This is a genomic window from Amnibacterium setariae (genome assembly GCF_003581425.1).
GTDB classification, from domain to species: Bacteria; Actinomycetota; Actinomycetes; order Actinomycetales; family Microbacteriaceae; genus Amnibacterium; species Amnibacterium setariae.
In genome coordinates this window covers 778,041-802,821 of the sequence record NZ_QXTG01000002.1, presented here as the reverse complement: position 1 = coordinate 802,821, position 24,781 = coordinate 778,041, and the positions used below count along the sequence as shown (strand labels likewise).

Sequence of the window (24,781 nt, the reverse complement as noted above, 5' to 3'; positions counted from 1 at the left end):
GCGAGCCCGCGGTCCTCGGGCCGCGGGCTCACCCCTCGGGCAGCAGGCGTCCGTCCTGCAGCACGAGCACCCGGTCCGCCCGGTCGCGGACGCTCGGGTCGTGCGTGGAGACGAGCATCGTCATCCCGGTCGACCGCGACAGGTCGCGGAGGAGGCCGAGGATCTGCGCGCCGGTCTCCGCGTCGAGCTGCCCGGTCGGCTCGTCCGCGATCAGCACCGCGGGCGCGCCGGCGAGCGCGCGGGCGATCGCGACGCGCTGCTGCTGGCCGCCGGAGAGCTCGCCCGGCCGCTGCCGGCCGTGGCCGGCGAGCCCGACCAGCTCGAGCATCTCCGCGACCCGTGCGCGGCGCTGCGGCGCGGGCGTGCGGCGCAGCCGGAGGGGCAGCTCGACGTTCTCCTCCGCGGAGAGCACGGGCACGAGCCCGAACGTCTGGAACACGAAGGCGACGGTGTCGCGGCGGAGGTCGGTCCGCCCGTCGTCGTCCAGCCCCGCGAGGTCCCGGCCCGCGATGACGATCCGCCCGGCGGTCGGCCGGTCGAGCCCGCCGAGGCAGTTCAGGAGGGTGGTCTTGCCCGAGCCGGACCGCCCGATCAGGGCGACGAACTCCCCGGCCCGGATCTCGAATCCGACGTCCCGCAGCGCGTGCACCTCGCCGGACGGCGAGCGGAAGGTGCGGCTCACACCGGCCGCCTCGATCACGCTCATCGCCGCTCCTCCTCGTGGTCGTCGTCGGCGCCGTGGTCGTCCGGCCAGACGCCGAGGTGGTCCGCCTCGAGCTCCAGCCGGACGCGCTCGTGCAGGCCGAGCGCCCGCCGGTAGGCCGCGGGCACCTGCATGCGGCCGACGCGGTCGATCAGCGCGAACTCCTGCGCGGGCCCGCCGGCGTCGCGGCGCAGGACCTCGGTCGACGTGCGGCCGTCACGGATCGACACCGTCCGGCGGACCTGCGAGGAGACGCCGGCGTCGTGCGTGACGATCACGACCGTCGTGCCGAGGGCCGTGTTCGCCTCGCGGAGCGCGGCGAACACCTCGTCGCCGGTCGCCCGGTCGAGCTCGCCGGTCGGCTCGTCGGCGAACAGCACCTTCGGGCCGTTCGCCAGCGCGGTCGCGATCGCCACCCGCTGCTGCTCGCCGCCGGACAGCTCGGCGGGCCGCCGATCGGCGCGGTCAGCGAGCCCGAGGGAGTCGAGCAGCTCCAGCGCCCGCCGCCTCCGGTCGCTCCGACGCGCGCCGACGAAGGCCATCGGCAGCTCGACGTTCTCGACCGCGGTGAGGAAGGGCAGCAGGTTGCGCGCGGTCTGCTGCCACACGAACCCGACCGTGCTGCGGCGGTAGCGCAGCCGCTGCTTCGGCGTCATCGCGAGCAGGTCCCAGTCGGCCACGCGGGCCCGCCCGGCGGTCGGCGCGTCGAGCCCGGACAGGACGCCGAGCAGCGTCGACTTGCCGGACCCGGACGCACCGACGATCGCGACCAGCTCGCCCTCGTCGACGAGCAGGTCGAGGCCCTGCAGCGCCTGCACCTCGACGTCGTCGGTCTGGTAGATCCGCACCAGGCTGTCGCACACGATCAGCGCCTCGGCGCCGTACTCCGGCGCGGTCATCCGCGTCCTCCCACTCTGAGCACCTCGGTGAACCGGTCGCGCCGCCAGGACACGGCCTCCGTCCCGACCGCGACCGCCAGGACGGCGACGAGGCCGGCGAGCACGGTCGCGAGGACCGGGCCCGAGAGCACGATCGGCGGGTCCGCCCGTCCACCGGTCAGCGCGGCGAGCGCCAGCGCCGGGTCGACGACGGCGGCGCAGACGATCCCGACCACCGCGCCGCCGGCGATGCCGCCGACCACCAGCGGCAGCAGGTCGGCGAGCAGCAGCCACCAGCCGGCCGTCCGCCGCGTCCCGAGGGTCCGGAGCAGGCCGAGCGTCCGCCGCCGGTCGGGTGCGCCCGCCAGCACCGCGGCCGCCGAGGCGAAGGCGGCGAGCAGCGCGAGCAGCGCGGCGGCCAGGACGGTCGCCGTCCGGGTGCCGGCCACCAGCGGCGCGTCGCGCCGGGCCTGCAGCCATGCCGTGCGGGTGAGGACGTCCCGTGCGGGCGCCCCGGCGCGCTGCAGCGCCGCGGCCGCGCCCGGTCCGTCCACGAGCGCTGCGGTGGTCCGGATCGCCGGGGCGCGGGCGCGGAGGGCGTCGAGGTCCACGAAGACGTACGGCCCGCGCGACCACCCGCTCGGTCCGTCCGGCACGGTGCCGACGGCGCGCGCCTCCACCTCGCCGGAGTCCAGCTGCAGCCGCAGGGTGCGGCCCACCATGCTCCGCGCGACCGTCTCGTCGACGACGACCGGGAGGGCGCCGCCGCGCTCGGTCAGGCGCCGCAGCGTCCGGGCCGGTCCCGCCGGGGCGCCGGGCGGTGCCGCGGCGACCGCGGGGTAGTCGGCGTCGACCGCGAGCAGCGTCACGATCGTGCTCGTCGTGGCGAGGTCGACGCTCGTCCCGCGCAGCTCGGCGACGGCGGAGGCGGCCCGCACGCCCGCGCTCGCCCGCACCGGCGCGACGTCCACGGCGCCGCGGACGCGGGCGTCGGCCCCGACCCGGTCCCAGGCGGCCGCCTCCTGGCCGGAGGCGACCGACGCGGCGAGCAGGCCGTCGTTCAGCGCGAGACCCGTGGCGATGCTGAGCGCGAGCACCGGGAGCAGCGCGCCGGCGCGGCCTGCGCGGGCCGCGACGAGGACCCCGGCGAGGCCGCGGGACCGCCGCGTGAGCCGCGCCGGGCCGCGGGTCGCGACGGGGACGAGGCGGAGCACGAGCACGGTCGCGGCGGCCGCGACGACCAGCGGCGCGACGAGCAGGAGCGGGTTCGCCCGGGCACCGCTCAGCCCGCCGCCGGCGTCGAGCACCGCCAGCGCCACGACGGCCAGCGCGACGAGGCCCGCCTCCGCCGCCAGCCGCCGGCTCCGGCGCAGGCGCACCAGCCGCGCCCGGTCGGAGCGGTTCGCGGGCACGCGACGCACCGCGCCCCGTCGGGCGGCGAGCGCCAGCTGGAGGGGCGTCGCGAGCAGGGCGACCAGGGCGATCGCGACCGCGCCGGGCGGGGCCGCCGGCCCGGCCACGAGCGCGGCGGCGACGGCCGCCGCGAGGACGACCGCCGCGGACTCCGCGAGGGCGGGCACGGCGATCGCCGCAGCGGTGGCGCCCCGGGCGCGCTGCAGCTCGACGGCGCCGCGGCGGCGGGCGGCGACGAGGCCGCCGAGCAGCACGAGCGCGACGGCCGCGGTCCCCAGCACCCCGGCGGAGAGCAGCAGGAACTGCGCCCGCGCCGACCCGGCCTCGCGCCCGGCCTGCGCGACGACGTCGGGCAGGGACGACCGGACGGCGAGCTGCTCGCCGCCGTCGACCTGCAGCACGTCCGGGCGGGCCTGCAGGCCCGTGACGGAGCGGGCCGCCTGCTGCGCGACCGCGGCGGTCAACCGGTCCGGCAGGAGCCGGGAGCGCAGGAGGGCGGGGAACGGCCCCAGCGCCTCCGTCGCCCGGCCGATCCCGTCCGCGTCGGTGAGCACCGTGATCTGCAGCGGTGCGGCGGTGCCGTTGCGGTTCTTCCGCGGCGTCCAGAGCGGGCCGAAGTCGGTCCACGGCGACGGCCCGGTTCCGGCGGCCCGGTCGACGATCCCGGTCACCCGCAGCCGCAGGGCGGCGCCGTCGCTCGAGGGCGGCACGTCCACGACGCTGCCGGTCCGGAGGGAGGTCGCGTCGGCGGCCGCCTGCGAGAGCACGACGTCGACGGTCCGCGACCCCGCGCGGTCGTCGGGGAGCGCACCGGAGCGGAGACGGATCGCGTCGGCGCGGGGGAGCAGGGCGATCCGCACGCCGACGGGTCCGTTCCGCAGCGCCGGGACGGTGTCGCCGGGGGTGAGGCGCAGGTCGGGGCCGACCACCGCCGTGACGGGCGCGGCGGTCACCCGCCGCAGCGCCGGCGGCAGCAGGCGCCGCAGCGCCTCCTCCCGCTGGTCGACCCGCTCCGGCGACACGAGGGCCGGACCGCCCGGGGTGGTCACGCCGACCGCGGTGCGGACGACCAGGTCGGCGTCCTCGCCCTCGGCCGCGACGGCGTGGCGGACGGCGCGATCGAGCTCGTCGGCGAGGAGGCGCGGTCCGGCGAGCGCGGCGACCAGGGCGAGCGCCGTGAGCAGCGCGAGGACGAGCAGCAGCGGGGTGTCGCGTCGCGACAGCCGCCGCTGCAGGAGCAGCGCGAACCGGGGCGCCGTCATCCGTCGCCCTCCCGCAGGATGCGGGCCGGGTCGAGGCCGCGGTACGTCCGGACGACGGCGAGCGCGATGAGCGCCGCGGCGACGACCGCGCCCGCGGCCGAGCCCGCGAGCGCGAGGACCGGCACGACGACGACCGGGGACGGCACCGGGCGGCCCCCGTCGGGTCCGACCACCAGTGCGGGAGCGGCGAGCGAACCGAGCAGGACGCCGAGCGCGGTCCCGAGCAGCGCGCCGAACGCGACGCGGGTCGTCGTCTCCAGGGCGAGGAGGCGCTCGAGCGCGCTCCGTCGCAGCCCGATCGCGCGCAGCTGCGCCATCTCGCGCCGCCGGGCGGCGAGCGAGGCGACGACGTCCACGCCGAGGCCCACCAGGCCGAGCGCGGCGGCGCCGAGCAGCAGCAGGTGCAGCGCCTGCGTCGTCGCCACCCGGAGCGGCCCCTCCGTGAGCCGCTCCGCCAGCGGAACGGCTCCGTCCGCGCCGGCGCCGCCGGACCGGCGGTGCGCCGCGAGGTAGGCGGACGCCTGCGCGGGCGGGACGTCCACCCACCACTGGTCGGTCAGCGGCTCCGCGTCGCCGGACTGGACCAGGAACTGCGTCAGGGTCCGCTGGTCGACGACCGCGACGGACGCGTCCGGGGCGCTCGCGGGGGCGGCGCCGCTGCCGGCCGCGCGGGGGACGACGCCGACGACCTCGCAGGGCACGAGCACGCCGGCGAGCACCAGCGCGTAGCGCCCGCCCGGGGTCGCCTGCGTCGGGGCGGCGAGGCTCCGCGTCCACACGCTGCGGACGCCCTGCACCGGCTTCCAGCCGACGACGGCCGCGGTCACCGGGTTCTGCAGCAGATCGGCGTCGAGGGGGAGGTCGTAGCCCCGGTCCGCGTCGCCCGTCGCCGTGATCGCGGTCCAGCCGGAGGGGATGCGCAGCACCGCGCCGCCGGCGTCGACCCGCAGCACGCGGAGGCGGAGGAGACCGGGGTCGTTGCCGCGGTACCGGGTCGGGTCCGCGACGAGCAGGTGGAGCTGCAGCCCGACGAGGCGGAGCCCGGCCGCCGGCGTGCGCCCGCGGAGCGCGTGGTCCCGGCCGTCCACGGGCACGGTGCCGAGCGGCGCGGTCGTGAGGAGGTCGTCCGGGCCGTCGAGCACGGCTCGGACCTCGACGACCGCTCCCGGGATCGGCGAGGCGGCGTCGCCCGCGCGGACGACGGCGCGCAGCGTGCCCGCACGCGCCGGCAGCGCGACGCCCGTCGTCGCGGCGCCGCGGTCGCGCAGCCGCGCGATCGCCGCGCCGCCGGCCTCGCGGAGGCGTCCCCGGTCGAGCATCGCGCGCGCTGCGGGGGTGAGGCCCAGCACGGTCGCGTCCGTGAGCGGCTCGGTGGCGTCGGCCCCGGTCTGGCCGGCGGCCGCGACGTCCGCGGGGCGGCGGAGCGACGGCTGCGGCGGCCCGGACCCGTCGGCGGCGAGCAGCGCGCCCTGCGCGGCGGCGGCCGCCGGGTCGGCGGGCACCCGGACCGGGGCGCCGACGGCGAGCGCGGCCTGGTCGGTCTGCGAGCGGACCCAGGTCGCCTCGCTGATCGCGCCGAACGCGGCGCTCGAGACCGCCAGCACGACGAGCAGCACCGCGGCGGCGGCGCGGGCGGACCGCCTGCTCACCTCCCAGCCCGCCAGGCCGGTCGCCGCCCCGCGCGCCCGAGCCGCGAGGAGCTCGCCGAGGCGGCCGGCGAGCGGGATCAGCCGGAGGGCGACGAGGGCGCCGGCGAGCACGAGCGCAGCGGGGGCGGCGACGACGACCGGGTCGACCCCGGCCGTCGGATCGACCCGCCGCACGACCAGCTGCCAGCCGAGCACGGCGGCGAGCACGACGAGCACGAGGTCCGCGCCCGTCCGCAGGAGACCGGAGGCGCGAGGACGCCGCCCCGGTGCGCGCTCCGCGGGGCGCAGCCGCGGCAGCAGCCGCACGGTGACGGCCACGAGCGCGATCGCGGCCCCGGCGGTCCACGAGCCGGCGACCGGCAGGGCCGGCGCCCCGCGCACCGCGCACGCGAGCAGCGCGCCGAGCGGGACGCCGAGCACGAGCGCGACGACCGCTCCGGCCACGGCCTCCCAGGCGGCGAGCCCGACGAGCTGCGCACGGGTCGCGCCGCGCGCCGCGAGCAGCGCGCGCTCGTCGGTGCGCGCGGCGTCCAGCAGCAGCGCGGCCTGCGCCAGCACCGCCACGGCCAGCACGACGAGGAGCAGCCCGGCGACCGCGGCGACGGTGCGGGTGATGCGCAGCTGGGCGAGCACGCCGGCGACCGCGTCGTCCACCCGCGTCTGCGCGGTGGCGCTCTCGGCCGCGCTGCCGGCGTCGACGGCGACGATCTGGTCGATCGAGCGCATCCGCTCGGCGAGCGACTCGAGCCCGGGCACCGTGGTGCGGGCGAAGTCGGGCGTGAACGAGGAGGTCACGCGGCTCGGTCGCACCCCGGTCCGGTCGAGGGCGCCGGGCGCGGCGACGAGCGGGCCGACCACGTCGATCAGGGCCCCGTAGGGCTTCCTCGGATCGACGTGCGCCGGGTCCTCGCCGGCGCCGCTCAGCAGGTCGGCGGACCACGTCGTGCCGTCGCGGTCGACGGCGTCGTAGAGCGCCGCGACCCGCGCCCGGACGGTCACGCCCTGCAGCTCGAGCGGGATCGTGGAGCCGATCGAGGCGCCGAGGGCCGCGGCTCCCGCCCGCGGGACGGCGACGGGGACGGCGTCGTCGTCGGAGGGGGCGGCGGGCCAGGCGCCGGAGGTGATCCTGATCGACCCCGCGGGGACCTCGCCCAGGTACGGGTGAACCCGCGCACGCGGTCCGGCGCCCTCGCCGAGCACGGATGAGCTCGACACCGCGGGGGCGCTCGAGCGCGCCGCGTCGCCGAGCAGCCGGTCGACGGCCCGCACCGCACCGCGGACGGTCCGCTGGACCGAGCCGGTCGGGCGGTCGGCGATGATCGTGACGGCGGTGCCGTCGGTCGTCGTCAGGCTGCGCCGCACCCCGCTCTGCTCCGCCTCGGCGAGCAGGGCGGGGAAGGCGGCCGCGAGCGCGACCGCCGCGATCTGGACGAGCAGCACGAGCAGGACGAGGGACCGGTGCTGCCGCGCCCCTCGTCGCGCGACGAACGCCGTCCACGAAGCCATTCCGCGGCAATGGTATGGGCGCGGCGGTCCGCCGCCCCGCTCGGCGCCCCGCGGCCCGGCCGGCGTCGTCCGCCGCTAGAGGCCGACGCCGTCGGTCTCGGCGGCGGGGGAGCGGCGCTTCGCGAGCTGGGCGCCCGCGGCCTCGCCGGCTGCGGCGCCCGCGGCCCGGCCGTTCACGATCTCGGCGATGTCGATGCCGACGAGGTCCTTGATGAGCTTCGTGGACGTCGCGAGCTGACCGGCGACGCTCTGGCCGAGCGGCCCCGTCGGGTCGCCGTCGGAGGCGATGATCGTCATGGCCCCGATGCCGGACAGCGGCTCGGCCGCCGCGCGCACGATCGCGGGCAGCTGCTCGATCAGCTGCTGCTGCAGCAGCGCCGCGGCGCGCTCCTGCAGCGCCTCGGCCTGCGCGCGGCTCGACTCCGCCTGCGCCGCACCGGTCGCCCGGATGCGCTCGGCCTCCGCCTCGCCCTCCGCGCGGACGGCCTCGGCGGCCGCGATGCGGCGGTCCCGCTCGGCCTTCGCCTCCGCCTGCGCGCGGGTCGACACCGCGTACGCGTCGGCGTCCGCGACCGCGCGGACCTCCGCCTCGAGCTCCTGCTTGCGCAGGCCGACGCGCTTGCCGGCGGTCAGCTCCTGCTGGGCGACGACCTCCTGCTGCGCGATCGCCTCGGCGAGCGGCGCGGCCGCCGCGGCCTCCGCACCGGCCCGGTCGGTCTCCTTGCGGATCTCCGCGCGGCGGAGGTCGAGCTTCCGCTGCTGCTCCGCGACGGCCTGGTCCGCGCCGATGCGCGCCTCCTCGGAGGCCTGCCGCGCCACCGACTCGGCGATCTCCGCGACCTGCTTCACGCGCGCGGCCTCGGCGCGGCCGAGGTCGCGGATGTAGCCGTTGTCGTCGTCGATCTCCTTGATCTGCAGGGTGTCGATCTGCAGGCCCTGGACGTCGAGGGACTCCCGCACCGCCTCGAGCACCTGGCCCTGCAGCGCCTGCCGGTTCGTGATGATCTCCGTGACCGTCAGCTGGCCGACGATGGAGCGGACGGAGCCGGACAGCACCTCCTCGGTGGAGGACTCGATCTGGTCCTGCTGATTCAGGAAGCGCTGCGCGGCGGCCCGGACCATCTGCTCGGAGCCGCCGACCTTGACCACCGCGACCGCGTTCACCCGGATCGTGATGGCGTCCCGCGTCTGCGCGGTGGCCTGCACGTTGAGCTGCCGGCTGCGGAGGCTCAGCTTGAAGTAGGCCTCGACGATCGGCTTCACGAACACCCGCGAGCCGAAGACGACCCGCTGGCCGGCGTTCTCGTCCTCCTCCGAGCCCGTCCGGGCGCCGCGCTGCCGCGAGGTCACGATGATCGCCTCGTCCGGCTTCGCGACCTTGATGCCGCGCAGCAGGGTGATCAGGAGGATCAGCAGCACCACCACGACGACCGCGACGACGACGAGGGCGGTACCGAAACCGGGGATCATGCAGCCAGTATGTCGATCCGCACGGCGTGTCGCGCTGGCGGCCCCGGGAAGGGAGGGCGGCGACGCGTCCGGGTCGCCGCGGCCCTGTCACACATCCGGCCGACCGGACATGTCCGATCGTGCTGCCTGTGACCGATGACGAGACCGCGCTGTGGTCCGCCGCGTGCTCCCACGACGAACGGGCCTTCGGCGCGCTGTTCGACCGGCACCGCGACCGGGTCTTCCGGCACGCGCTGCGCCTCGTGGAGCACCGGTCGGAGGCGGAGGACGTCACGGCGGCCGCGTTCTTCGAGCTCTGGCGCCGACGCGACGCGGTCCGGGTGGTCGACGGCTCCGTGCTGCCCTGGCTGCTCGTCACGGCGACGAACCTCTGCCGGAACGCGCGGCGGGGCACGCGGCGCTACCGGGCGATGCTCGCCGGGTTCCCGCGCGACGACGTCGGCGTCGACCCCGCCGCGACCGCCGGCGACCGGATCGACCGCGACGCGGAGTCGGCCCGGCTGCACCGCGCCATCGCCGGGCTGTCCGGCGACGACGCCGCCCTGCTGGTCCTGACCGCGGTCGAGGGCTGGACGACCGCGCGGGCGGCGGAGGCGATCGGCATCCGGCACGAGGCGGCGCGGACCCGCCTCACCCGCATCCGCCGCCGTGTGCGCGCGCACATCGAGAACGAAGGAGGTCGCTGATGGACGACCGGCTCGGGCCCCGCTTCAGCGAGGCGCTCCGCACGGCCCTCCTCGGCGAGGTCCGCGGCGACGCGGCGTCGCCCGCCGCCGACCCGCGGACCCGGCCCCGTCGACGCCCGGTGTGGCAGCCGGTGCTCGCCTTCGGGGTCGCCGCCGTCACGATCGTCGCGATCGCGATCGGTCTCGGCGTCGCCTCGCAGACCCGCAGCAGCGCGCCCGCCGTCCTCCCGTTCGGCGGCGACTGCGCCGCGATCCTGACCTCCCGGCAGGCGACCGGGATCGTCGGGGCGCCGCTCTCCCTCCGGCCCGCGCCGTCGCCGCTCGACTCCGCCGAGGCGCTCGCGGTGCCGGCGGTCGGCGGTCTGCACTGCGCCTGGAGCGGCGACCGCTCCGGCGTCGACGCCGTCGGCGTCGTGCTGACCGTCCTGCCGGTCGCGCAGCGGCCGGAGCCCTCGAAGGCCGACGACCGCTGCTACGGCGAGAACGACGGCGCGGACCTCCAGCACACCTGCACCGTCGACACCCGCAGCGGCGGCCGCTGGATCACGGGCACGGTCACCGGCCGGACCGGCGGCACCGAGACGCAGAGCCGCGCCGCGAGGACGCGCCTGATCACGGTCCTGCGCGCCCTCCCCGCCGCGGAGGCGAGCACGCCGCTCGACGCCGCCGGCTGGTGGGCGCCGGTCCCGTGCGCCGCGCTGGCCCGCAGCGCCGACCTCGCCGACGCGCTCGGGCGCCCGGGCCTCACGATCTCGGACGGCAACGGCGACATGGTCACGCCCGGCCAGGGCGCGGCGATCCGGCGGATCACCGCGGCGAACTGCATCGGCGAGGCGGACACCGACTCCGAGACCCCCTTCGAGGTCGAGGTCCACGCCTTCCGGGGCGCGGAAGCGGCGGTCGAGGCCGCGCTCGCGGACGCCGGCGCCCGTCGCCTCGACGACGTGGCGGGCGCGCGGGTCTACCGCGTCGACGACGCCGCCGGCTCGCCCGTGCTGTGGGCCGTCACCGACGGCGGCGCGCTCGAGGTCCGCCCCGGGGACGGGCGGGTGGCCGAGGTGCTGCCGGCCGTCGCGCCGCTGCTGCGCGTGCTCGACTCGACCGTGCGGCGGTAGGGACGATCGGGGCGCGCGGACCGGGACCGTCCGCGCGGGGCGCTCGCAACCGCTCGGCGCAGGATGGCGGCATGCTCGCGCGCGCACTGGTCGGGGCTGCGGCCGGACTCGCCGGCACCGCGGCGATGACCGGCGTGCTGGTCGCGGCCGAGCGGGCGGGGATCATGCAGGGGCAGCCGCCGCGGATGCTCGTCGATCGGGCGCTGCCCTCGCTCGACGACGCCGCGGCCGACCGGGTCGCCCTCGTCGCGCACGCGGCCTACGGCGCCGGCGCGGGCGCGGTCTTCGCCGTGCTCGTGCGCCGCCGGGCGAGCCGGGCGCTGACCCGCGGCGTCCCGTTCGGCCTGCTCGTCTGGGTCCTGAGCTACGAGGGCTGGGTACCCGCGGCGGGCGTGCTGCCGCCCGCGCACCGCGACCTCCGGGGCCGGGCGATCACGATGGCGGTCGCGCACGCGGTCTTCGGCGCGGCGCTCGCCCGCGCGCGCCGGCTGCGCTGACCCCGCGTCAGGCGGTCAGCCGCGGGTACAGCCGGCGGAGCGCGGCCGCGAGCCGGTGGCCGAGATAGGCCTGGCCGACGACGGTCGGGTGGTGGGTGCCCGGGTCGAGGAGGAGGTCGGCGCGCTCGGGCGCGATCCACCGCTGCCGCAGGATCGAGACGTACGGCACGCCCTCCTGGCCGGCGACGCGGTGCAGCACCCGGTCGACGGCGCGCTGGTCCGCCGTGACGGGCAGCGGGTCCGGCCCCGGCCCGAGCAGGACGAGCCGCGCCGCGGGCAGCCGCTCCCGGAGCACGGCGAGCGTCTCGTGCGCGCCGTCGGCGACGTCCCGGGCGGTGGAGGCCTTGTCGTTGCTGCCGCCCTGCACGACCGCGATCGTCGCCCGCACGTCGAGCGGCAGCGCGCGGGCCCGGTCGGGGTAGGCCGCCTTCGTCGCCGCCCCGTTGACGTAGCCCGTGCCCGACACCGCGTCCACCGCGGCGTCCCAGCCGAGCCGCGCGGAGGCGATCTGCCCGAGTGCCGCGGCAGGGTCCGCGTACAGGCCCGCGGCCCATGAGTCGCCGAGCACGAACAGCTCGCGGCTCACGACGCCCGCGCCGCCGATCGCCGCGATCGACGTCGCACCGGCCAGCAGCGCCCCGCGCCGCGTCATCCCTCGGAACCGCACCGGCTCAGTGTCAGACCGGGACCGTGCGACCCGCCCGGTCGTCAGCGGCGGCGGTCATCCCCGGTGCACGTCAGCGGAAGGCGGAGACGAGGCGCAGCGCGGCGCGCGGCGTGAGGTGCGGCAGGTAGGCCCGGGTCAGCGCGACGCCCGTCGCCGGCAGCGCGAGGGAGTCCGGGTAGGCGAGCACGATCGGGGCGAGCGCGGGCTGGAACTTGTTCTTGAACGCCGCAAGCGACGAGAACCCGTACGCCGGCTCGAGCACGCGCGCGAGCACGCCGAGCAGCCGCTCGAGGGCGCCGTCGTCCGCCTGCTCCTCCGGGATCGACAGGGGGGAGGCGGAGAGGCTGACCCACTCGAGGCCGCGCTCCTGGGCGAGCTGCAGCACCGTCGCGATGACGAACTCCATCAGCCCGTTCATCGTGTCCGCGCTGCGGCGCATGAAGTCGAGCGTCCAGCCGACGAGCTCGCCGTCGCGCCACGTCGGCAGCCAGCTCGTCGCGGCCAGCACGCGGCCCTGCTCGTCGAGCGCGAGCATCAGCGCGACGTCCGGGTCCTGCAGCTCGTCGAGGCCGCCCAGCGTGAAGCCGAGCTCCGGCAGCCCGCGGTCGGCGACCCAGTCCTCCGAGATCGACGTGATCTGCGCGCGCTGCGCCGCGGAGCAGCCCTCCCAGGTCGTCCAGAACGTCGAGACGCCGTTCCGGTGGGCCCGATTGATCGAGGTGCGCACGTCCTGCCAGCGCTTGCCCGTCATGGCGAAGGTGCGCACGTCGACCACGGTGTCCTCGCCCACGGTGACGCTCGCCCAGCGCCGCTGGTCGGACAGGCGCCGGACGAAGGCGGGGGAGGCGGCGTAGAAGACCGGCGTGAGCCCGCGGTCGTCGCAGTCCACGGCGAACCCGCGCGCTGCCTCCTCCCGACCCTCCGCCGGCCCGACCGGTTCGCCGAGCGCGAGGGCGATGCCGCCGACCTCGCGGTGGGCGACCGCGTGCCGACCGTCCGGGGAGAACCAGGTGCGGTTCGAGGTCCAGGTCGCCATGTAGGAGATGGAGCCGCCGGCCCCGGTCCGCAGCAGGGCCCGCAGCCGTCGCCCGTCCGCGACCGACGTGTCCGCGAGGTCGAAGCGGAGCACGAGCGCGCCGACGAGCACGACCGCCCAGAGCAGCGCGCCGATCCAGTCGTGCACGAGGTGCGCGGGCTGGCCGATCGGCACGAGGCCGAGGTGCCGCTCGTGGAGGAAGCCGATCGGCACGTAGCGCTCGGGCAGGTCCGCGAGCGCCCGCGCGGCGCTGCCGCGGGGGCGGAACTCGCCGGGCAGCAGCGCGGCCGTCGCCACGTACGCGGTCGCGCCGGCGAGGAGCGCGACCAGCGCGGCGGCGCCGATCAGCAGCGCGGTGCGGCGCCGCGGCGCGACGTCGAAGTGCCGGATGTTGATCGCGACGACGACCGCGACGGCGGCGGGGACGAGCGCGGCGAGGGCGGTCTGCAGCGTCGGCGCCGTGCCGACCGCGGTGCTGAGCAGCGACGCCGGGTCGCGGAGCGCCGGCAGCACGCCGAAGAAGAAGGCGGTCAGCCCCGCGATGACGGCGTCGAGCGCGATCGCCAGCACGGCGGAGGCCCGGCGGCCGTGCCACATGCCCCACGCGGCGGCGAGGAGGGCGGCGAGCACGAGCACCGGCATCACCGCGACGCCCGGACCGTTCGCGTGCGCGAGCAGGATGTGCTGCGAGCAGACGACGCGGTCGGGGATGCGGTCGCAGGGGTCGGCGAGGAAGCCGGCGCCCGGCAGCGAGTCGCGGAAGAGCAGCCCGAGCGGGCGCAGGGGACCGTAGCCGGACCGCGACAGGATCGCGACGACGGGCCCGGCGGCGGTGACGCCGACGACGGCCGACAGCAGGCTGCGGACCTCGTGGTGGCTGCTGCGGCGCCAGCGGAACCGGGGGAGGCGGCGCGCGAGCAGCTCTCCGAGGACGAGGCCGACCGCGCCGGCCGCGAGCCGGTCCGCGTCCGAGGGCGACCCGGAGTAGAGCAGCACGACGATCAGCCCGGTGGCGCCGAGCACGCGGATGCGCCGTCGCCAGAGGGGACCGGCGAAGGCGCTCGCCGCCATCGCCGTGCCGGCGACCGGGATCAGCGGGTCGAGCACGATCGTGTCGAGCGGCGCCTGCGTCCAGACGCCGCGCACGAGGATGCCTGCGGCCTGCAGGCCGATGCCGATCGCGATGCCGAGCACGGAGGAGGCGACCGCGACGAGCAGCGTGCGCCGGTGGCCGAGCAGCAGCTCGGCGGAGCCCATCACGACGACGATCGCGACGATCGCGACGACGAGCGCGGCCGGGTCGGGCGCGAAGAGCACCGCGGTGAGGAAGGACAGCAGGTCGTGGCCGACGACGACGCGGTCGAGGCCGGTGCCAACGGTCTCGCGCAGCGCGGGCGAGGGCCCGAGCAGGGACCGCGTCGCGACGGCGAGCACGAGGAGGAGCGCCGCGAAGCCGACGGAGACGGCCCGGCGGCGGATCGCCCGCGTCACCTCGGCAGCCCCCACAGCGGTACGAGCCGACCGATGCCCCAGGCGAGGCCCTGGGAGGCGGTGTGCCAGTCGTGCGCGGTGCCGGGCACCGCCCAGCGCTGCACCGTCATGCCGGCGGCGGCCGCGGCGGCGGACATCCGCACCATGATCGGACGGTACCGCTGGTCGTCCCCGCCCACGGCGAAGGCCGCGGTCGTCCGGGGGTACCGGTGCGTGGCGAGCAGGTGGAGCGGCGCGGCGGCGCGGTAGGCGGCCTTCGAGTGGTGGAACCCTCGCGCGATCGTCTGCGCGACCGTGCCGTTCCGCGGCGCCAGCTCGCCCGAGACGTCGACGATCCCGCCGAACATCGCCGGGTACCCGGCGCCGAGCTGGATGGCGCACGTGCCGCCCTCGGAGAAGCCCGCGATCGTCCAGTCGCGGCGGTTCACGGACACCGGCTCGTGGGCGAGGATCCAGTGCCGCACGTCGACCGTCAGGTAGGTCCGCACGTTCCCGAGCCGCGAGTTGACGCACATCGGGTTGCTCGACGGGGAGCCGAGCTGGTCGGGCACGACGAGGATCGGGGCGACGCCGTGGTGGGCGCGGGCGACCGCGTCGAGCGCCGTGTCGAGGTGCCCGGCGAGGAAGAGGTCCGACGGCTGCCCGGGCTGGCCGGAGAGCCCGACGACGACCGGGAGGCGCGGCGGGTCCTTCACGAGGGCGGCGGGCGGCAGCCACACCCACGCGTCGCGGGCCGCGAAGTGCGAGACCGTGCCGGGGATGCGGACCGTGCCGAGGGAGCCCTCGGTCGGCATGTCGGCGGGCGGGCGCCACCGGGAGAGCGGCTCGGCGGAGGCGCGGATGCTCCCGGCGACGAGCGCGCCGACGCCGGTGTCCCCGACCACGTCGCCGAGCGTCGGGTAGTAGGCGAAGTCCTCGTTGATCATCACGCCGGCGCCGAGCAGGACCGCCGGGATCGCGACGACCGCGATCGCCTTCCGCCACCAGCGGGTGCGCACGAGGTTCACGACGGCGACCGCGAGCCCGGCGAACAGGCCGGCGCCGGCGAGGTGCACGACGGTCGTCAGCTGCACGCCGAAGAGGTCGTCGACGTCGCCGAGCAGCCAGACGAGCCCCCACCCGATGCCCGCGCCGGCCAGGGCGGCGAGTCCGAGGGCGGCGTACCAGCGGGCGCGGCGGCGGGCGACGACGCCGAACGGCAGCACGAGCGCGATCAGCAGCACGACCGCGATCGCGTAGACGATCGCGAGGGTGCGCATCGTCTCGATCGGCACCGACGACAACCAGCTGGGCATGAGGACCTCCGGATGCCGATGCTTCGGCCGGAACCGTCAGAAACCCGTCAGGAACGGGCGTCGACCCGCGCGGCATCAGTTCTCATGGTCGGCTCATAGGGAGCTCCTGGACGGCTCGAGGGGCGCGGGTCAGGGCGCGCCCACGCGGTAGCCGAGCCCGCGCACGGTCGTGACGATGTCGCGGTCCGTCTTGCGCCGGAGGTGGTGGACGTAGGTGTCCACCGTCCCCGGCGTGTCCTCGGGGGAGAACACCTCGCGCAGGATCCGCTCGCGCGAGAGCGTCTGGTCGGGGTGGCGGGCGAGGAGGTGCAGCAGCTCCGCCTCCGAGCGGCTCAGCACGATCCGGCCGGCGTAGGGGGAGTTGATGATGCGCGTCGCCGGCCGGAACTCCCAGTCGCCGATCATCAGGGCGCTGTCGCGGTCCGAGTGCTCGCGCGTGATCGCGCGCAGCCGCGCGAGGAGCTCGGCGGAGGCGAACGGCTTCACGAGGTAGTCGTCCGCGCCCGCGTCGAGCCCGCCGACCCGGTCCTCGATGGACCCGAGCGCGGTGAGCAGGATGATCGGCACCCCGTCTCCCCGCGCCCGGAGCCGCCGCACGACGTCGAGGCCGTCGCCGTCGGGCAGGCGGCGGTCGAGCACGACGGCGGCGAAGTCCCGCTCCTCCGCCAGACGGAGCGCGGTCGCGGCGCTCGCGGTCAGCAGGGGGTCGTAGTCGCCGGCGAGCATGGCGACGACCATCGGGCCGATCCGCGGGTCGTCCTCGACGACGAGGAGCGGCGGGCGGTGCGCGGTCACCCGCTCATCGTGCAGCACGCGGACCGCCACGGGGAGGCGGGCGCCCGCGGGGTGCAGGTCGCGACCAGGCGGCGGGCGCCCCGGCGCGCCCTTCGGCCTCACCTGCCGAGCACGACGAGGCGCTCCGTCGCCCGGGTCATCGCGACGTACCGATCGACCGCGCCGCGCACGCCGCCGCCGAACCCTGCCGGGTCCACGAGGACGACGAGGTCGAACTCGAGCCCCTTCGCGGCGACGGGGTCGAGCGCCCGCACCCGCGGATCGGCCACCGGGCTCGGTGCGCCGATCACGCACGCGACCCCCTCCTGCTCCCGCTCGAGCCACGCCGTCAGCACGGCCGCGAGCTCGTCGGGGGAGCCGTGGTGCACCGGCACCCCGGAGGTGCGGACCGCCACCGGCACGGCCGCGTCGGGCAGCGCCGCGCGGATCACCGGCTCGGCCTCGGCCATCACCTCCTCCGGCGTCCGATAGTTCACGCCGAGCGTCCGTCGCCGCACGGAGCGGACCCCGACGGTCCGCAGCCGCTCCTCCCACGACTCGGCGAAGCCGGCGCGGGCCTGCGCGCGATCGCCGACGACCGTGAGGCTGCCGCTCGGGCAGCGACGCAGCACCGCCGCCCACTGCATCGGCGTGAGCTCCTGCGCCTCGTCGACGACGACGTGCGCGAAGGGGCCCCGCAGCGCGTCCGGGGTCGGCGCGGGCAGGGCCGCCTCGTCGAGGAGCGAGCGCTGGGCGTCGGCGCCGCGCAGTAGGGCGACGAGCCCCTCGCCGTCGTCGCCGGCGATCAGCTCGTCGACGACGCGGTTCCGACCCGCCCGCTCCGCGGCGACCGCGGCCTCGCGCCGGCGCCGCTGGCGGACCGCCTCCGGCTCGCCCGTCAGCGCCCGCATCGCGTCGAGGATCGCCAGGTCCGACTCGGTCCACGCCCGCGGATCCGTTCGCTGCAGCCGGAGGACGTCGTCCTCGGCCAGCCACGGCGCGCACCGCCGCAGCAGCGCGGGGTGCGACCAGAGGTCCGCGACGAGCCCCGCGGGGTCGAGCACGGGCCAGGCGCGGCCGAACGCGCTCCGGAGCGCCTCGTCGCGGGCGAGCGCCCGGCGCACCGCCTCCGGCCGCGCCTCCTCCTCGTCGATCTGCTCGGCGAGCACCTCGAGGAGCGCCGCCCAGACCTCGTCCCGCGCGTCGTCGTGGGTCGACGCCGGGTCGGCGGCGGCGAACGCCTCCGCCCAGGCCGCGGCGTCCGCCACCGCCCCGCCCCAGGGCGTGCCGACCTCGAGGGGCTCCTCGGGCGGGCGCTCCCATGCGGCGACGGCGCGGCGGACCGCGTCGAGCATGCGCGGCGACGCCTTCAGAGCGGCGACCGCCCGGTCGGTCTCCGGCTGAGCCCCGGCGCCCTCCGGCACGAGGTCGCGGAGGGTGCAGGTGACGACGCCCTCCTCGCCGAGCCCCGGCAGCACGTCGGCCACGTACGCGAGGTACGGCTCGTGCGGCCCGACGAACAGCAGCCCGCCCTCCCGGATCCGCTCCTCGGCCGCGAGCAGGTACGCCGCGCGGTGCAGCGCGACGACGGTCTTGCCGGTGCCCGGTCCGCCGTCGACGACGAGCGCGCCGTGCGCGTCGGCGCGGACGATCGCGTCCTGGTCGGCCTGGATCGTGGCCAGCACGTCGCGCATCCGGCCCGAGCGGTGCTCGCCGAGGCTGCGGAGGAACGCGGAGTCCGCCTCCAGCACGAGGTCGTCGGCGTCGACGCCCGGATCGAGGGCCTCGTCCCAGTAGTCGATCACGCGCCCGTGGGCCCACCGGTAGCGGCGGCGCCGGGCGAGCCCGAGCGGCGTCGCCGGCGTCGCCGCGAAGAAGGCGGTCGCGGCGGGCGTGCGCCAGTCGACGAGCACCCGCTCGCCGTCCTCGTCCGCGAGCCCGATGCGGCCGATCCACGTCCTGCTGCCGATTCCTGCGACGTCCATCCGGCCGAGCGCGAGGTCGGCGCGCACCCGCCGCAGCACGCGGAGGTGAGCCTCCAACCGGCGCACCTCCGCGTCCCGCTGCACCGCCGCCTGCCCCCACGACGCCCGGACGCGGCGGGCCTCGTCCAGCGCCCGCCGGGTGCGGTCGACCTCCGCCGCGAGCGTCGCCGCGATGCGGGCGAACGCCCGCTCGTCCCCGCCGATCAGCCGCGGCGCGCCCTTGTGCGCCGCCCGTTCCGCGAGCTCGAAGAACCGCTCCGTCATCGCCGTCCCCTCCGCCCGTCGCGCACCGCGCGCGACGGGCTCGGCATGCTGCCGCGGGAGGGGGGTCTTGCCGCAAGACGGGGGTGCGGCGATAGTTGTGGAAGGAGGGGAGCGCGGCGCCCGCGCCTCCGCGGCATCCGGCGGCACCGTCCATAGACTCGGCTCCCATGCCGAGCCTCCCGCAGCCCGTCTGGCTCGCCGTCAGCGGCGGCCTGCTCGTCGTCGCGATCGTGCTGCTCGTGCTGCTGCTCGTCACCGCGCGGCGGCTCCGCGCCGAGCGGCGCGAGGCGGCCGAGGACGACCGCTACACCGCGCGGCTCCAGGTCTCCGTCGCCGACCAGAGCGGGCGCCTCCGGATCATCCGCGAGCTGCACGACGTCGCCGTCCACCGCGTCTCCGCGATGGTCGCGCAGGCCGACGGCGCCCGGTACGCCGGCGCGACCGACCCGACCGCGGCCGTCCGCGCGGCGCAGACGATCGCCGAGACCGGCCGGGAGACGCTCGCCGACATGCGCCGCGTCATGACGCTCGTGCGCGAGAGCGAGGCGGAGGCCGGGCCGCAGCCGCGGCTGAGGTCGACGCGGGAGCTGTTCACGACGATGCGGAACGCGGGCCTCAGCGTGCTCGTCGAGGAGCACGGCGAGCCCTACGACCTGAACGCCGGTGCCGAGCTCGCCGTCTACCGGATCCTGCAGGAGGCGCTGTCGAACTCGCTGAAGTACGGCGGGGACGGCACGGAGGTGCGCGTGGCCTTCACGTGGACCGCGTCCGGGCTCGCGGTGAAGGTCGACGACGACGGGTTCCGCAACGCGGTGCTTCGCCGCGGGCTGTCGGCGGACGAGGCCGCCGCGGAGCTGTCCTACGGGGTCGAGGAGGACCTCCGGTCGCTGACCCAGGAGCTGACCGGCCCGGGCATCCAGGAGATGCGGGCCCGCACGGAGCTGTTCGGCGGCACGCTGACGGCCTCGGAGACGCCCGGCGTCGGGTTCTCGATCAGCGCGACCTTCCCCTCCATCCGGTTCCACAACGGGGTGCACGGCGTCGACCTGTCGCACCGGTGAGCGCTGAGCCCATCCGCGTGCTGCTCGCGGACGCCGACCCGCTGCAGCGGGAGGGCTGGCGCCTCGTCGTCGACGCGCAGCCCGACCTGCAGGTCGTCGCGGAGGCGCCCGACGGCGTGCAGGCGCTCGCGGTGCTGCGCCGCGTTCCCGTCGACGTCGCGGTCGTCGACGTGCGGATGCCGCGCCTCGGCGGCGTGCAGGTCACGGAGACGATCGGCTCCGACGCGCGGATCCGGCTGACCCAGGGCGCGCCCGTGACGCGCGTCGTGCTCGTGACGGCGACGGACCTCGACCGGCACGCGGGTCCCGGCCGGGAGGCGGGCGCCGACGCGCTGCTCTACAAGGACGCGCCGCCCGACGACCTGCTCGCCGCGATCCGCGCGGCGGCCGCCCTCCGCCGCGTCGCTCCCTAGCCCGATCCGCTTCTTTCTTCCCACGTCCGGGGAACCGGCGCCCGCACGCCCACATCCCCGGATGTGGGAAGGAACGCCTACGCGAGCAGGCCCGCGCGCTCCGGGTGCTCGTCGAACCACTGCGCGACGTACCAGCACATCGGCCGGACCCGGCGGCCGGCCCGCTCCGCCTCGTCGACGGCGTGCTCGGTGATCTGCGCCGCGTAGCCGCGGCCGCGGTACGGCGGCCCGGTGAAGGTGCGGGTCATCGAGACGACCGCGCCGTCGTCGGCGTAGTCGAGCGAGCAGACGACCTCGCCGTCGATGCGACCGAGGTACCGGCGGCGGTCCGCCTCGTGCTCGAACTCCATGGTCACGCCTCCAGGTCGTCGACCCCCGGCGTCCAGCTGTTGCCGGGCCGCCCCCACCGGTTGCCGCTGATCGCCTTCTTCGCGCGGCGCTGGTGCAGGAAGTCGAGGCGGTCGACGTAGAGCACGCCGTCGAGGTGGTCCGTCTCGTGCTGCAGGATGCGCGCGAACCAGCCGCGGGCGTCGAGGGTGAAGGGCTTCCCGTCGAGGTCCACGGCCTCGAGCCGCGCCCGCGGGGAGCGGCGGAGGGGGAAGCGCTCGCCGGGCACGGAGAGGCAGCCCTCGCTCTCGGCGTCCTCGTCGGCCTCGCCGACGGGCGTCGGGGTGATCCAGAGCGTCGGGTTGATCGCGACGCCGCGCTGCGGCCCGTCGGGGTCGTGCTCGTAGGAGTAGACGAAGAGCCGCAGGGGCACCCCGACCTGCGGGCCGGCGAGGCCGACGCCGGGCGCCGCGTCCATCGTCTCGAACATGTCGGCGACGAGCGTCCGCAGCTCGTCGTCGAACGTCACGACCGGCGCGGCCGGCGTGTGCAGCACGGGGTCGCCGGTGATCCGGATCGGCAGCACGCTCACCCTGTCGAACCTCCGGGTCACTCGCGAAACAGGCGCCTCATCAGCGTAGCGCCGTCGCTGCTCCCGCCCCGCCCGCTAGGGTGCCGCCGTGCCGCCCGTCCTCGAACTGCACCTCGGCCCCCAGGTGCTCAACACGGCGCAGGCGGTCGGCATCCCGATCGCCCTGGTCGGCGCCGTGTTCCTGAGCTTCGGCGCGCAGTTCCAGTCGCGCGGGGTGAAGCAGGTGGAGGCGCGGCGCGCGACCGCCGGCACGGAGCTCGGCGGCTCGGAGCTGCTGCGCCTGATCCGCACCCGGTCCTGGCTGATGGGCACCGTGATGCTCGGGCTCGCGATCGTGCTCCAGCTGACGAGCCTCCGCTTCGCCGCCCTGATCGTCGTGCAGCCGATCGGCGCGATCGCGCTCGTGGTGACCGCGATCCTCAACGCGCGGATGAACCACATCCACCTGAGCCGCAAGGTGGTCCGCGCGATCGTCCTCTGCGTCGGGGGCGTCGCGATCTTCGTCTCGATCGCCGCGCCGAGCGCGACCGACAGCGCGATCTCCGACGACGACCTCCGCACGATCCTCGTGCTGCTCGCGGTGGTGCTCGTCGTGCTCGGCACGCTCTATGCGATCTACCGGGCGCGGATGACCCCCGTCGCCTACATCGTCGGGGCCGGCATCCTCTACGGCTTCGTCGCGACGATGGCGAAGACCGTCATCAACCGCCTGATCGCGGGCCAGTTCGACTGGTTCACGGTGCTGTGCGGCGTGGGGCTGCTCGCCGCCGGCGCGGCGGGGCTCTACCTCGTGCAGACCGCCTACGCCGTCGGGCCGCCCGATCTCGTGATCGCAGGCCTCACGGTCGTCGACCCGATCGTCGCCGTCGGCATCGGCGTGCTCGTGCTCGGGGAGGCGCAGAACGCGCCCTGGTGGGCCGGCCCGGCCTTCCTCGTCTCGGGCGCCATCGCGGTGTTCGGGGTGTTCCAGCTGTCGCGGCACCACCCCGAGGTGGCCGACCGGGAGGCCGCGAGGTCCCGATGAGGCGCGCCGCGGCCGCGACCGCCCCCTCCGCGGCCATGCGCTAGCGTCGCAAACGCCCAGGCCCCCCGTGTACGGGGCACCATCCCCCGGAGGAGAACGCCATCAGCGACTCGACGGAGGACGCCGCCAAGCCGCGGCTGACCGTCCTCATGGGCGGCGACACGTTCGCGCCCGACGTGAACGGCGCCGCGAGCTTCTCGGTCCGCCTCGCCGCCGGCATCGCGTCCCGCGGCCACGACGTGCACATCCTCGCCCAGAGCCACGGCGAGAAGCAGGGCGCGTACCGCGAGGAGCACCTCGGGCAGATGCTCACGGTGCACCGGCTCAACAGCTTCCGCTGGCCGCTGCACGACTGGCTCCGCGCCGTCTACCCGTGGCGCATCCACCACAACGCGGCGAAGGTCATCGACCAGGTCCGGCCCGACGTCGCGCACATGCAGTCGCACATGCTGATCGGCCGCGGCCTCACGACCGAGTCGCACAAGCGCGGGATCCGGGTGGTGGCGACGAACCACTTCATGCCCGAGAACCTGATCGAGCACACGCCCTTCCCGAAGTCCACCTGGCCGCTCATCACCTGGCTCGCGTGGAAGGACTGCACCCGGCTCTACCGGAAGGCCGCCGCGCTGACGACGCCGACGAAGCGGGCCGCCGCCTACCTCGAGTCCCGCACGGGCCTGCAGCACGTGCACGCGATCTCCTGCGGCATCCGCATGAGCGACTACACGCCCGACTTCGAGGAGAAGACCGGCAACCGCATCGTCTTCGTCGGCCGGATCACGGGCGAGAAGATGCTGCCCGACCTCGTGGAGGCGGTCGCCCGCATCCCGCGCGAGCTCGACGCGCACCTCGACCTCGTCGGCGAGGGCGACATCCGCAAGGCGCTGGAGCAGCAGGCGCAGCGCCTCGGCATCGCGGACCGCGTCCACTTCCCGGGCCGGGTCAGCGACGAGGACCTGCGGGCCATCCTGTCCCGCGCCACCGTCTTCGCGATGCCGTCGACGGCGGAGCTGCAGTCGATCGCGACCATGGAGGGGATGGCGAGCGGGCTGCCCGTCGTCGCCGCCGACGCGATGGCGCTGCCGCACCTCGTCCGCGACGGCGAGAACGGCTACCTGTTCCCGCCCCGCGACGTCGCAGCGCTCGCGGAGCGCCTCGAGCGGGTGCTGCGCATGCCGCACGACGAGTACGAGGTGATGCAGCGCGCGTCCCTCCGCCTGCTCGAGCCGCACGACATCGACACGACGATCACCATCTTCGAGCGGCTCTACCGCGGCGAGGAGGTCACCGATCCGGTGACGGAGGTGCCGCCGCTGCCCGCGAAGGTGCGGGAGCAGTTCCGCTCGCTCGCACGGCGGGCCCGGAGCGCGATCTCGGATTGAGGCGCGCGCTGGTCCTGCCGCTCGTCGCGGCGCTCGGCGTCGCGCTGAGCGGCTGCGCGGGTCCGGCCCACCCGGCGCCGGTGGTGACCGTGACGGTGACCGCGCCGCGCCCGACGCCGAGCGTCACGCCCACGCCGACCCTCGAGCAGCGCGCCGCCGCCCTCGTCGCCGGGATGTCGGCCGAGGAGCGGGCCGGGCAGGTGCTGATGACCGCGGGCACCGTGCCGCAGCTGCCGGGCCTCGCGGGCGCCGTCGGCCGGTACCACCTGGCCGGCGTGATGGTCCGCGGGCGCAGCGCCGCGGGCACGGAGGCCGTCGCGGCGGCGTTCGGGCCGGTGCGCGCGGCCGCGCCGACCGGGCTGCCGCTGATCACGGCGACCGACCAGGAGGGCGGCACCGTCCAGGTGCTGAGCGGGCCCGGCTTCTCCGCGATCCCGAGCGCCGTGCGGCAGGGCGCTGGTTCGGCGGACGCGACCCGGGCCGACGCGGAGCGCTGGGGCCGGCAGCTCGCGGCCGCCGACGTCCGGCTCGACCTCGCGCCCGTCGCCGACGTGCCGTGCGCCGACACGGTCGGGAACAACCCGCCGATCGCCGCACTGCGGCGGCAGTTCTCCTCCGACCCATCGACGGCCGGGCGGCACGTCGCCGCGTTCGTCGCGGGCATGCGCGCGGCCGGCGTGGACACCGCGGTGAAGCACTTCCCGGGCCTCGGCTGCGTGACGGCGAACACGGACACCGCGGCGCACGTCGTGGACCGGGAGACGACGGCCGACTCGCTCCGGATCGCCGCCTTCACCGCCGGGATCGACGCGGGGACGACGTTCGTGATGGTGTCGAGCGCCGAGTACGCCCGGATCGACCCCGGCACGCCCGCGCTGTTCTCGTCGCGGATCGTCCAGCGGCTGCTGCGCGACCGGCTCGGCTTCGACGGCGTCGTGATGTCGGACGACGTCGGGGGAGCGGCGGCGGTGAGAGCGTGGACGCCGGCGCAGCGCGCGGTGAAGTTCGTCCGGGCGGGCGGCGACCTCCTGCTCGACATCCAGCCGGGGGATCTCGGGGCGATGCACGGCGCCCTCGTGCAGGAGGCGGCCGACGACCCGGCGTTCTCGGCGCAGCTGACGGCGGCCGCGGAGCGCGTGGTGGCGGCCCGCCTCCGCCTGGCCGACTGAGCTTCGCCGTGCCCCGCCCCGCCCCGCCCTCGCCCCCCCCCGCTGGTCGAGGTGCGAGCGCAGCGAGCCTCGAGACCGCACCCACCTCACGCGCCCGCCGTCGAGCTCCTCCACCCGCCCCC

20 protein-coding genes are annotated in these 24,781 nt (G+C 76.8%); 8 read left to right on the top strand and 12 right to left on the bottom strand.

Going from position 1 to position 24,781, the window contains the following annotated elements; translation table 11 throughout:
* Nucleotides 1-28: 28 nt before the first annotated feature.
* The 5 genes from D1781_RS11755 to D1781_RS11735 all read right to left on the bottom strand — a co-directional run bounded on the left by D1781_RS11755 (nucleotide 29) and on the right by D1781_RS11735 (nucleotide 8,881).
* A complete protein-coding gene (locus D1781_RS11755) occupies nucleotides 29-706 on the bottom strand; it encodes an ABC transporter ATP-binding protein (protein ID WP_119482460.1) in 678 nt (225 codons plus the stop codon).
* A complete protein-coding gene (locus D1781_RS11750; protein WP_119482459.1) occupies nucleotides 703-1,602 on the bottom strand; it encodes an ABC transporter ATP-binding protein in 900 nt (299 codons plus the stop codon). The genes D1781_RS11755 and D1781_RS11750 overlap by 4 nt, the downstream gene beginning before the upstream one ends.
* Nucleotides 1,599-4,256, bottom strand: a complete 2,658-nt coding sequence (locus D1781_RS11745; RefSeq protein ID WP_119482458.1) for an FtsX-like permease family protein — start codon at nucleotides 4,254-4,256, stop codon at nucleotides 1,599-1,601. The genes D1781_RS11750 and D1781_RS11745 overlap by 4 nt, the downstream gene beginning before the upstream one ends.
* Nucleotides 4,253-7,411, bottom strand: a complete 3,159-nt coding sequence (locus D1781_RS11740; RefSeq protein ID WP_119482457.1) for an ABC transporter permease — start codon at nucleotides 7,409-7,411, stop codon at nucleotides 4,253-4,255. Before D1781_RS11740 ends, D1781_RS11745 begins: the two co-directional genes overlap by 4 nt.
* A 75-nt stretch (nucleotides 7,412-7,486) precedes the next feature.
* Nucleotides 7,487-8,881 (bottom strand): SPFH domain-containing protein, encoded by a 1,395-nt coding sequence (locus tag D1781_RS11735; RefSeq protein ID WP_119482456.1) that lies wholly within the window; start codon nucleotides 8,879-8,881, stop codon nucleotides 7,487-7,489.
* Nucleotides 8,882-9,009: 128 nt separating this feature from the next.
* Between D1781_RS11735 and D1781_RS11730 the strand changes: the two genes are divergently transcribed.
* From D1781_RS11730 to D1781_RS11720, 3 genes are all read left to right on the top strand, one after another.
* Entirely contained in the window at nucleotides 9,010-9,567 is a 558-nt protein-coding gene (locus tag D1781_RS11730; RefSeq protein WP_158590077.1) for an RNA polymerase sigma factor, read from the top strand.
* Nucleotides 9,567-10,682: a hypothetical protein gene (locus tag D1781_RS11725; protein WP_119482454.1), complete on the top strand. Its 1,116-nt coding sequence runs from the start codon at nucleotides 9,567-9,569 to the stop codon at nucleotides 10,680-10,682. The genes D1781_RS11730 and D1781_RS11725 overlap by 1 nt, the downstream gene beginning before the upstream one ends.
* Before the next feature lie 71 nt (nucleotides 10,683-10,753).
* Nucleotides 10,754-11,179 (top strand): hypothetical protein, encoded by a 426-nt coding sequence (locus tag D1781_RS11720; protein ID WP_119482453.1) that lies wholly within the window; start codon nucleotides 10,754-10,756, stop codon nucleotides 11,177-11,179.
* Nucleotides 11,180-11,186: 7 nt separating this feature from the next.
* Here the strand turns inward: D1781_RS11720 and D1781_RS11715 are convergent, their stop codons facing one another.
* From D1781_RS11715 to helR, 5 genes are all read right to left on the bottom strand, one after another.
* Nucleotides 11,187-11,846, bottom strand: a complete 660-nt coding sequence (locus tag D1781_RS11715; protein WP_147392086.1) for an SGNH/GDSL hydrolase family protein — start codon at nucleotides 11,844-11,846, stop codon at nucleotides 11,187-11,189.
* Between the two features lie 70 nt (nucleotides 11,847-11,916).
* Nucleotides 11,917-14,373 (bottom strand): bifunctional lysylphosphatidylglycerol flippase/synthetase MprF, encoded by a 2,457-nt coding sequence (locus D1781_RS11710; protein WP_147392085.1) that lies wholly within the window; start codon nucleotides 14,371-14,373, stop codon nucleotides 11,917-11,919.
* A complete protein-coding gene (locus tag D1781_RS11705; RefSeq protein WP_119482450.1) occupies nucleotides 14,370-15,668 on the bottom strand; it encodes an alpha/beta hydrolase in 1,299 nt (432 codons plus the stop codon). The genes D1781_RS11710 and D1781_RS11705 overlap by 4 nt, the downstream gene beginning before the upstream one ends.
* A 129-nt stretch (nucleotides 15,669-15,797) precedes the next feature.
* A complete protein-coding gene (locus D1781_RS11700; RefSeq protein ID WP_119482449.1) occupies nucleotides 15,798-16,463 on the bottom strand; it encodes a response regulator transcription factor in 666 nt (221 codons plus the stop codon).
* 98 nt (nucleotides 16,464-16,561) lie between these two features.
* Nucleotides 16,562-18,691 carry an RNA polymerase recycling motor ATPase HelR gene (helR, locus tag D1781_RS11695; protein ID WP_119482448.1) on the bottom strand — a complete coding sequence of 710 codons (2,130 nt, stop codon included), beginning with the start codon at nucleotides 18,689-18,691 and terminating at the stop codon, nucleotides 16,562-16,564.
* Between the two features lie 167 nt (nucleotides 18,692-18,858).
* On the opposite strand from helR, the gene D1781_RS11690 reads away from it, so the two are divergent.
* Both D1781_RS11690 and D1781_RS11685 read left to right on the top strand, forming a co-directional pair.
* The gene (locus D1781_RS11690) at nucleotides 18,859-19,752 is read left to right on the top strand and encodes a sensor histidine kinase (RefSeq protein ID WP_119482447.1); all 894 of its coding nucleotides are present in this window, start codon (nucleotides 18,859-18,861) and stop codon (nucleotides 19,750-19,752) included.
* The gene (locus tag D1781_RS11685; RefSeq protein ID WP_119482446.1) at nucleotides 19,749-20,165 is read left to right on the top strand and encodes a response regulator; all 417 of its coding nucleotides are present in this window, start codon (nucleotides 19,749-19,751) and stop codon (nucleotides 20,163-20,165) included. Before D1781_RS11690 ends, D1781_RS11685 begins: the two co-directional genes overlap by 4 nt.
* Nucleotides 20,166-20,242: 77 nt before the next feature.
* Here the strand turns inward: D1781_RS11685 and D1781_RS11680 are convergent, their stop codons facing one another.
* Both D1781_RS11680 and def read right to left on the bottom strand, forming a co-directional pair.
* The gene (locus tag D1781_RS11680; RefSeq protein WP_119482445.1) at nucleotides 20,243-20,515 is read right to left on the bottom strand and encodes a GNAT family N-acetyltransferase; all 273 of its coding nucleotides are present in this window, start codon (nucleotides 20,513-20,515) and stop codon (nucleotides 20,243-20,245) included.
* A gap of 2 nt (nucleotides 20,516-20,517) precedes the next feature.
* Nucleotides 20,518-21,084, bottom strand: a complete 567-nt coding sequence (gene def / locus D1781_RS11675; RefSeq protein ID WP_233551295.1) for a peptide deformylase — start codon at nucleotides 21,082-21,084, stop codon at nucleotides 20,518-20,520.
* Between the two features lie 88 nt (nucleotides 21,085-21,172).
* Between def and D1781_RS11670 the strand changes: the two genes are divergently transcribed.
* The 3 genes from D1781_RS11670 to D1781_RS11660 all read left to right on the top strand — a co-directional run bounded on the left by D1781_RS11670 (nucleotide 21,173) and on the right by D1781_RS11660 (nucleotide 24,659).
* The gene (locus tag D1781_RS11670) at nucleotides 21,173-22,108 is read left to right on the top strand and encodes a DMT family transporter (RefSeq protein ID WP_119482443.1); all 936 of its coding nucleotides are present in this window, start codon (nucleotides 21,173-21,175) and stop codon (nucleotides 22,106-22,108) included.
* Between the two features lie 149 nt (nucleotides 22,109-22,257).
* Nucleotides 22,258-23,490 carry a glycosyltransferase gene (locus D1781_RS11665; RefSeq protein ID WP_119482442.1) on the top strand — a complete coding sequence of 411 codons (1,233 nt, stop codon included), beginning with the start codon at nucleotides 22,258-22,260 and terminating at the stop codon, nucleotides 23,488-23,490.
* Entirely contained in the window at nucleotides 23,487-24,659 is a 1,173-nt protein-coding gene (locus D1781_RS11660) for a glycoside hydrolase family 3 N-terminal domain-containing protein (protein ID WP_119482441.1), read from the top strand. The genes D1781_RS11665 and D1781_RS11660 overlap by 4 nt, the downstream gene beginning before the upstream one ends.
* Nucleotides 24,660-24,781: the final 122 nt, after the last annotated feature.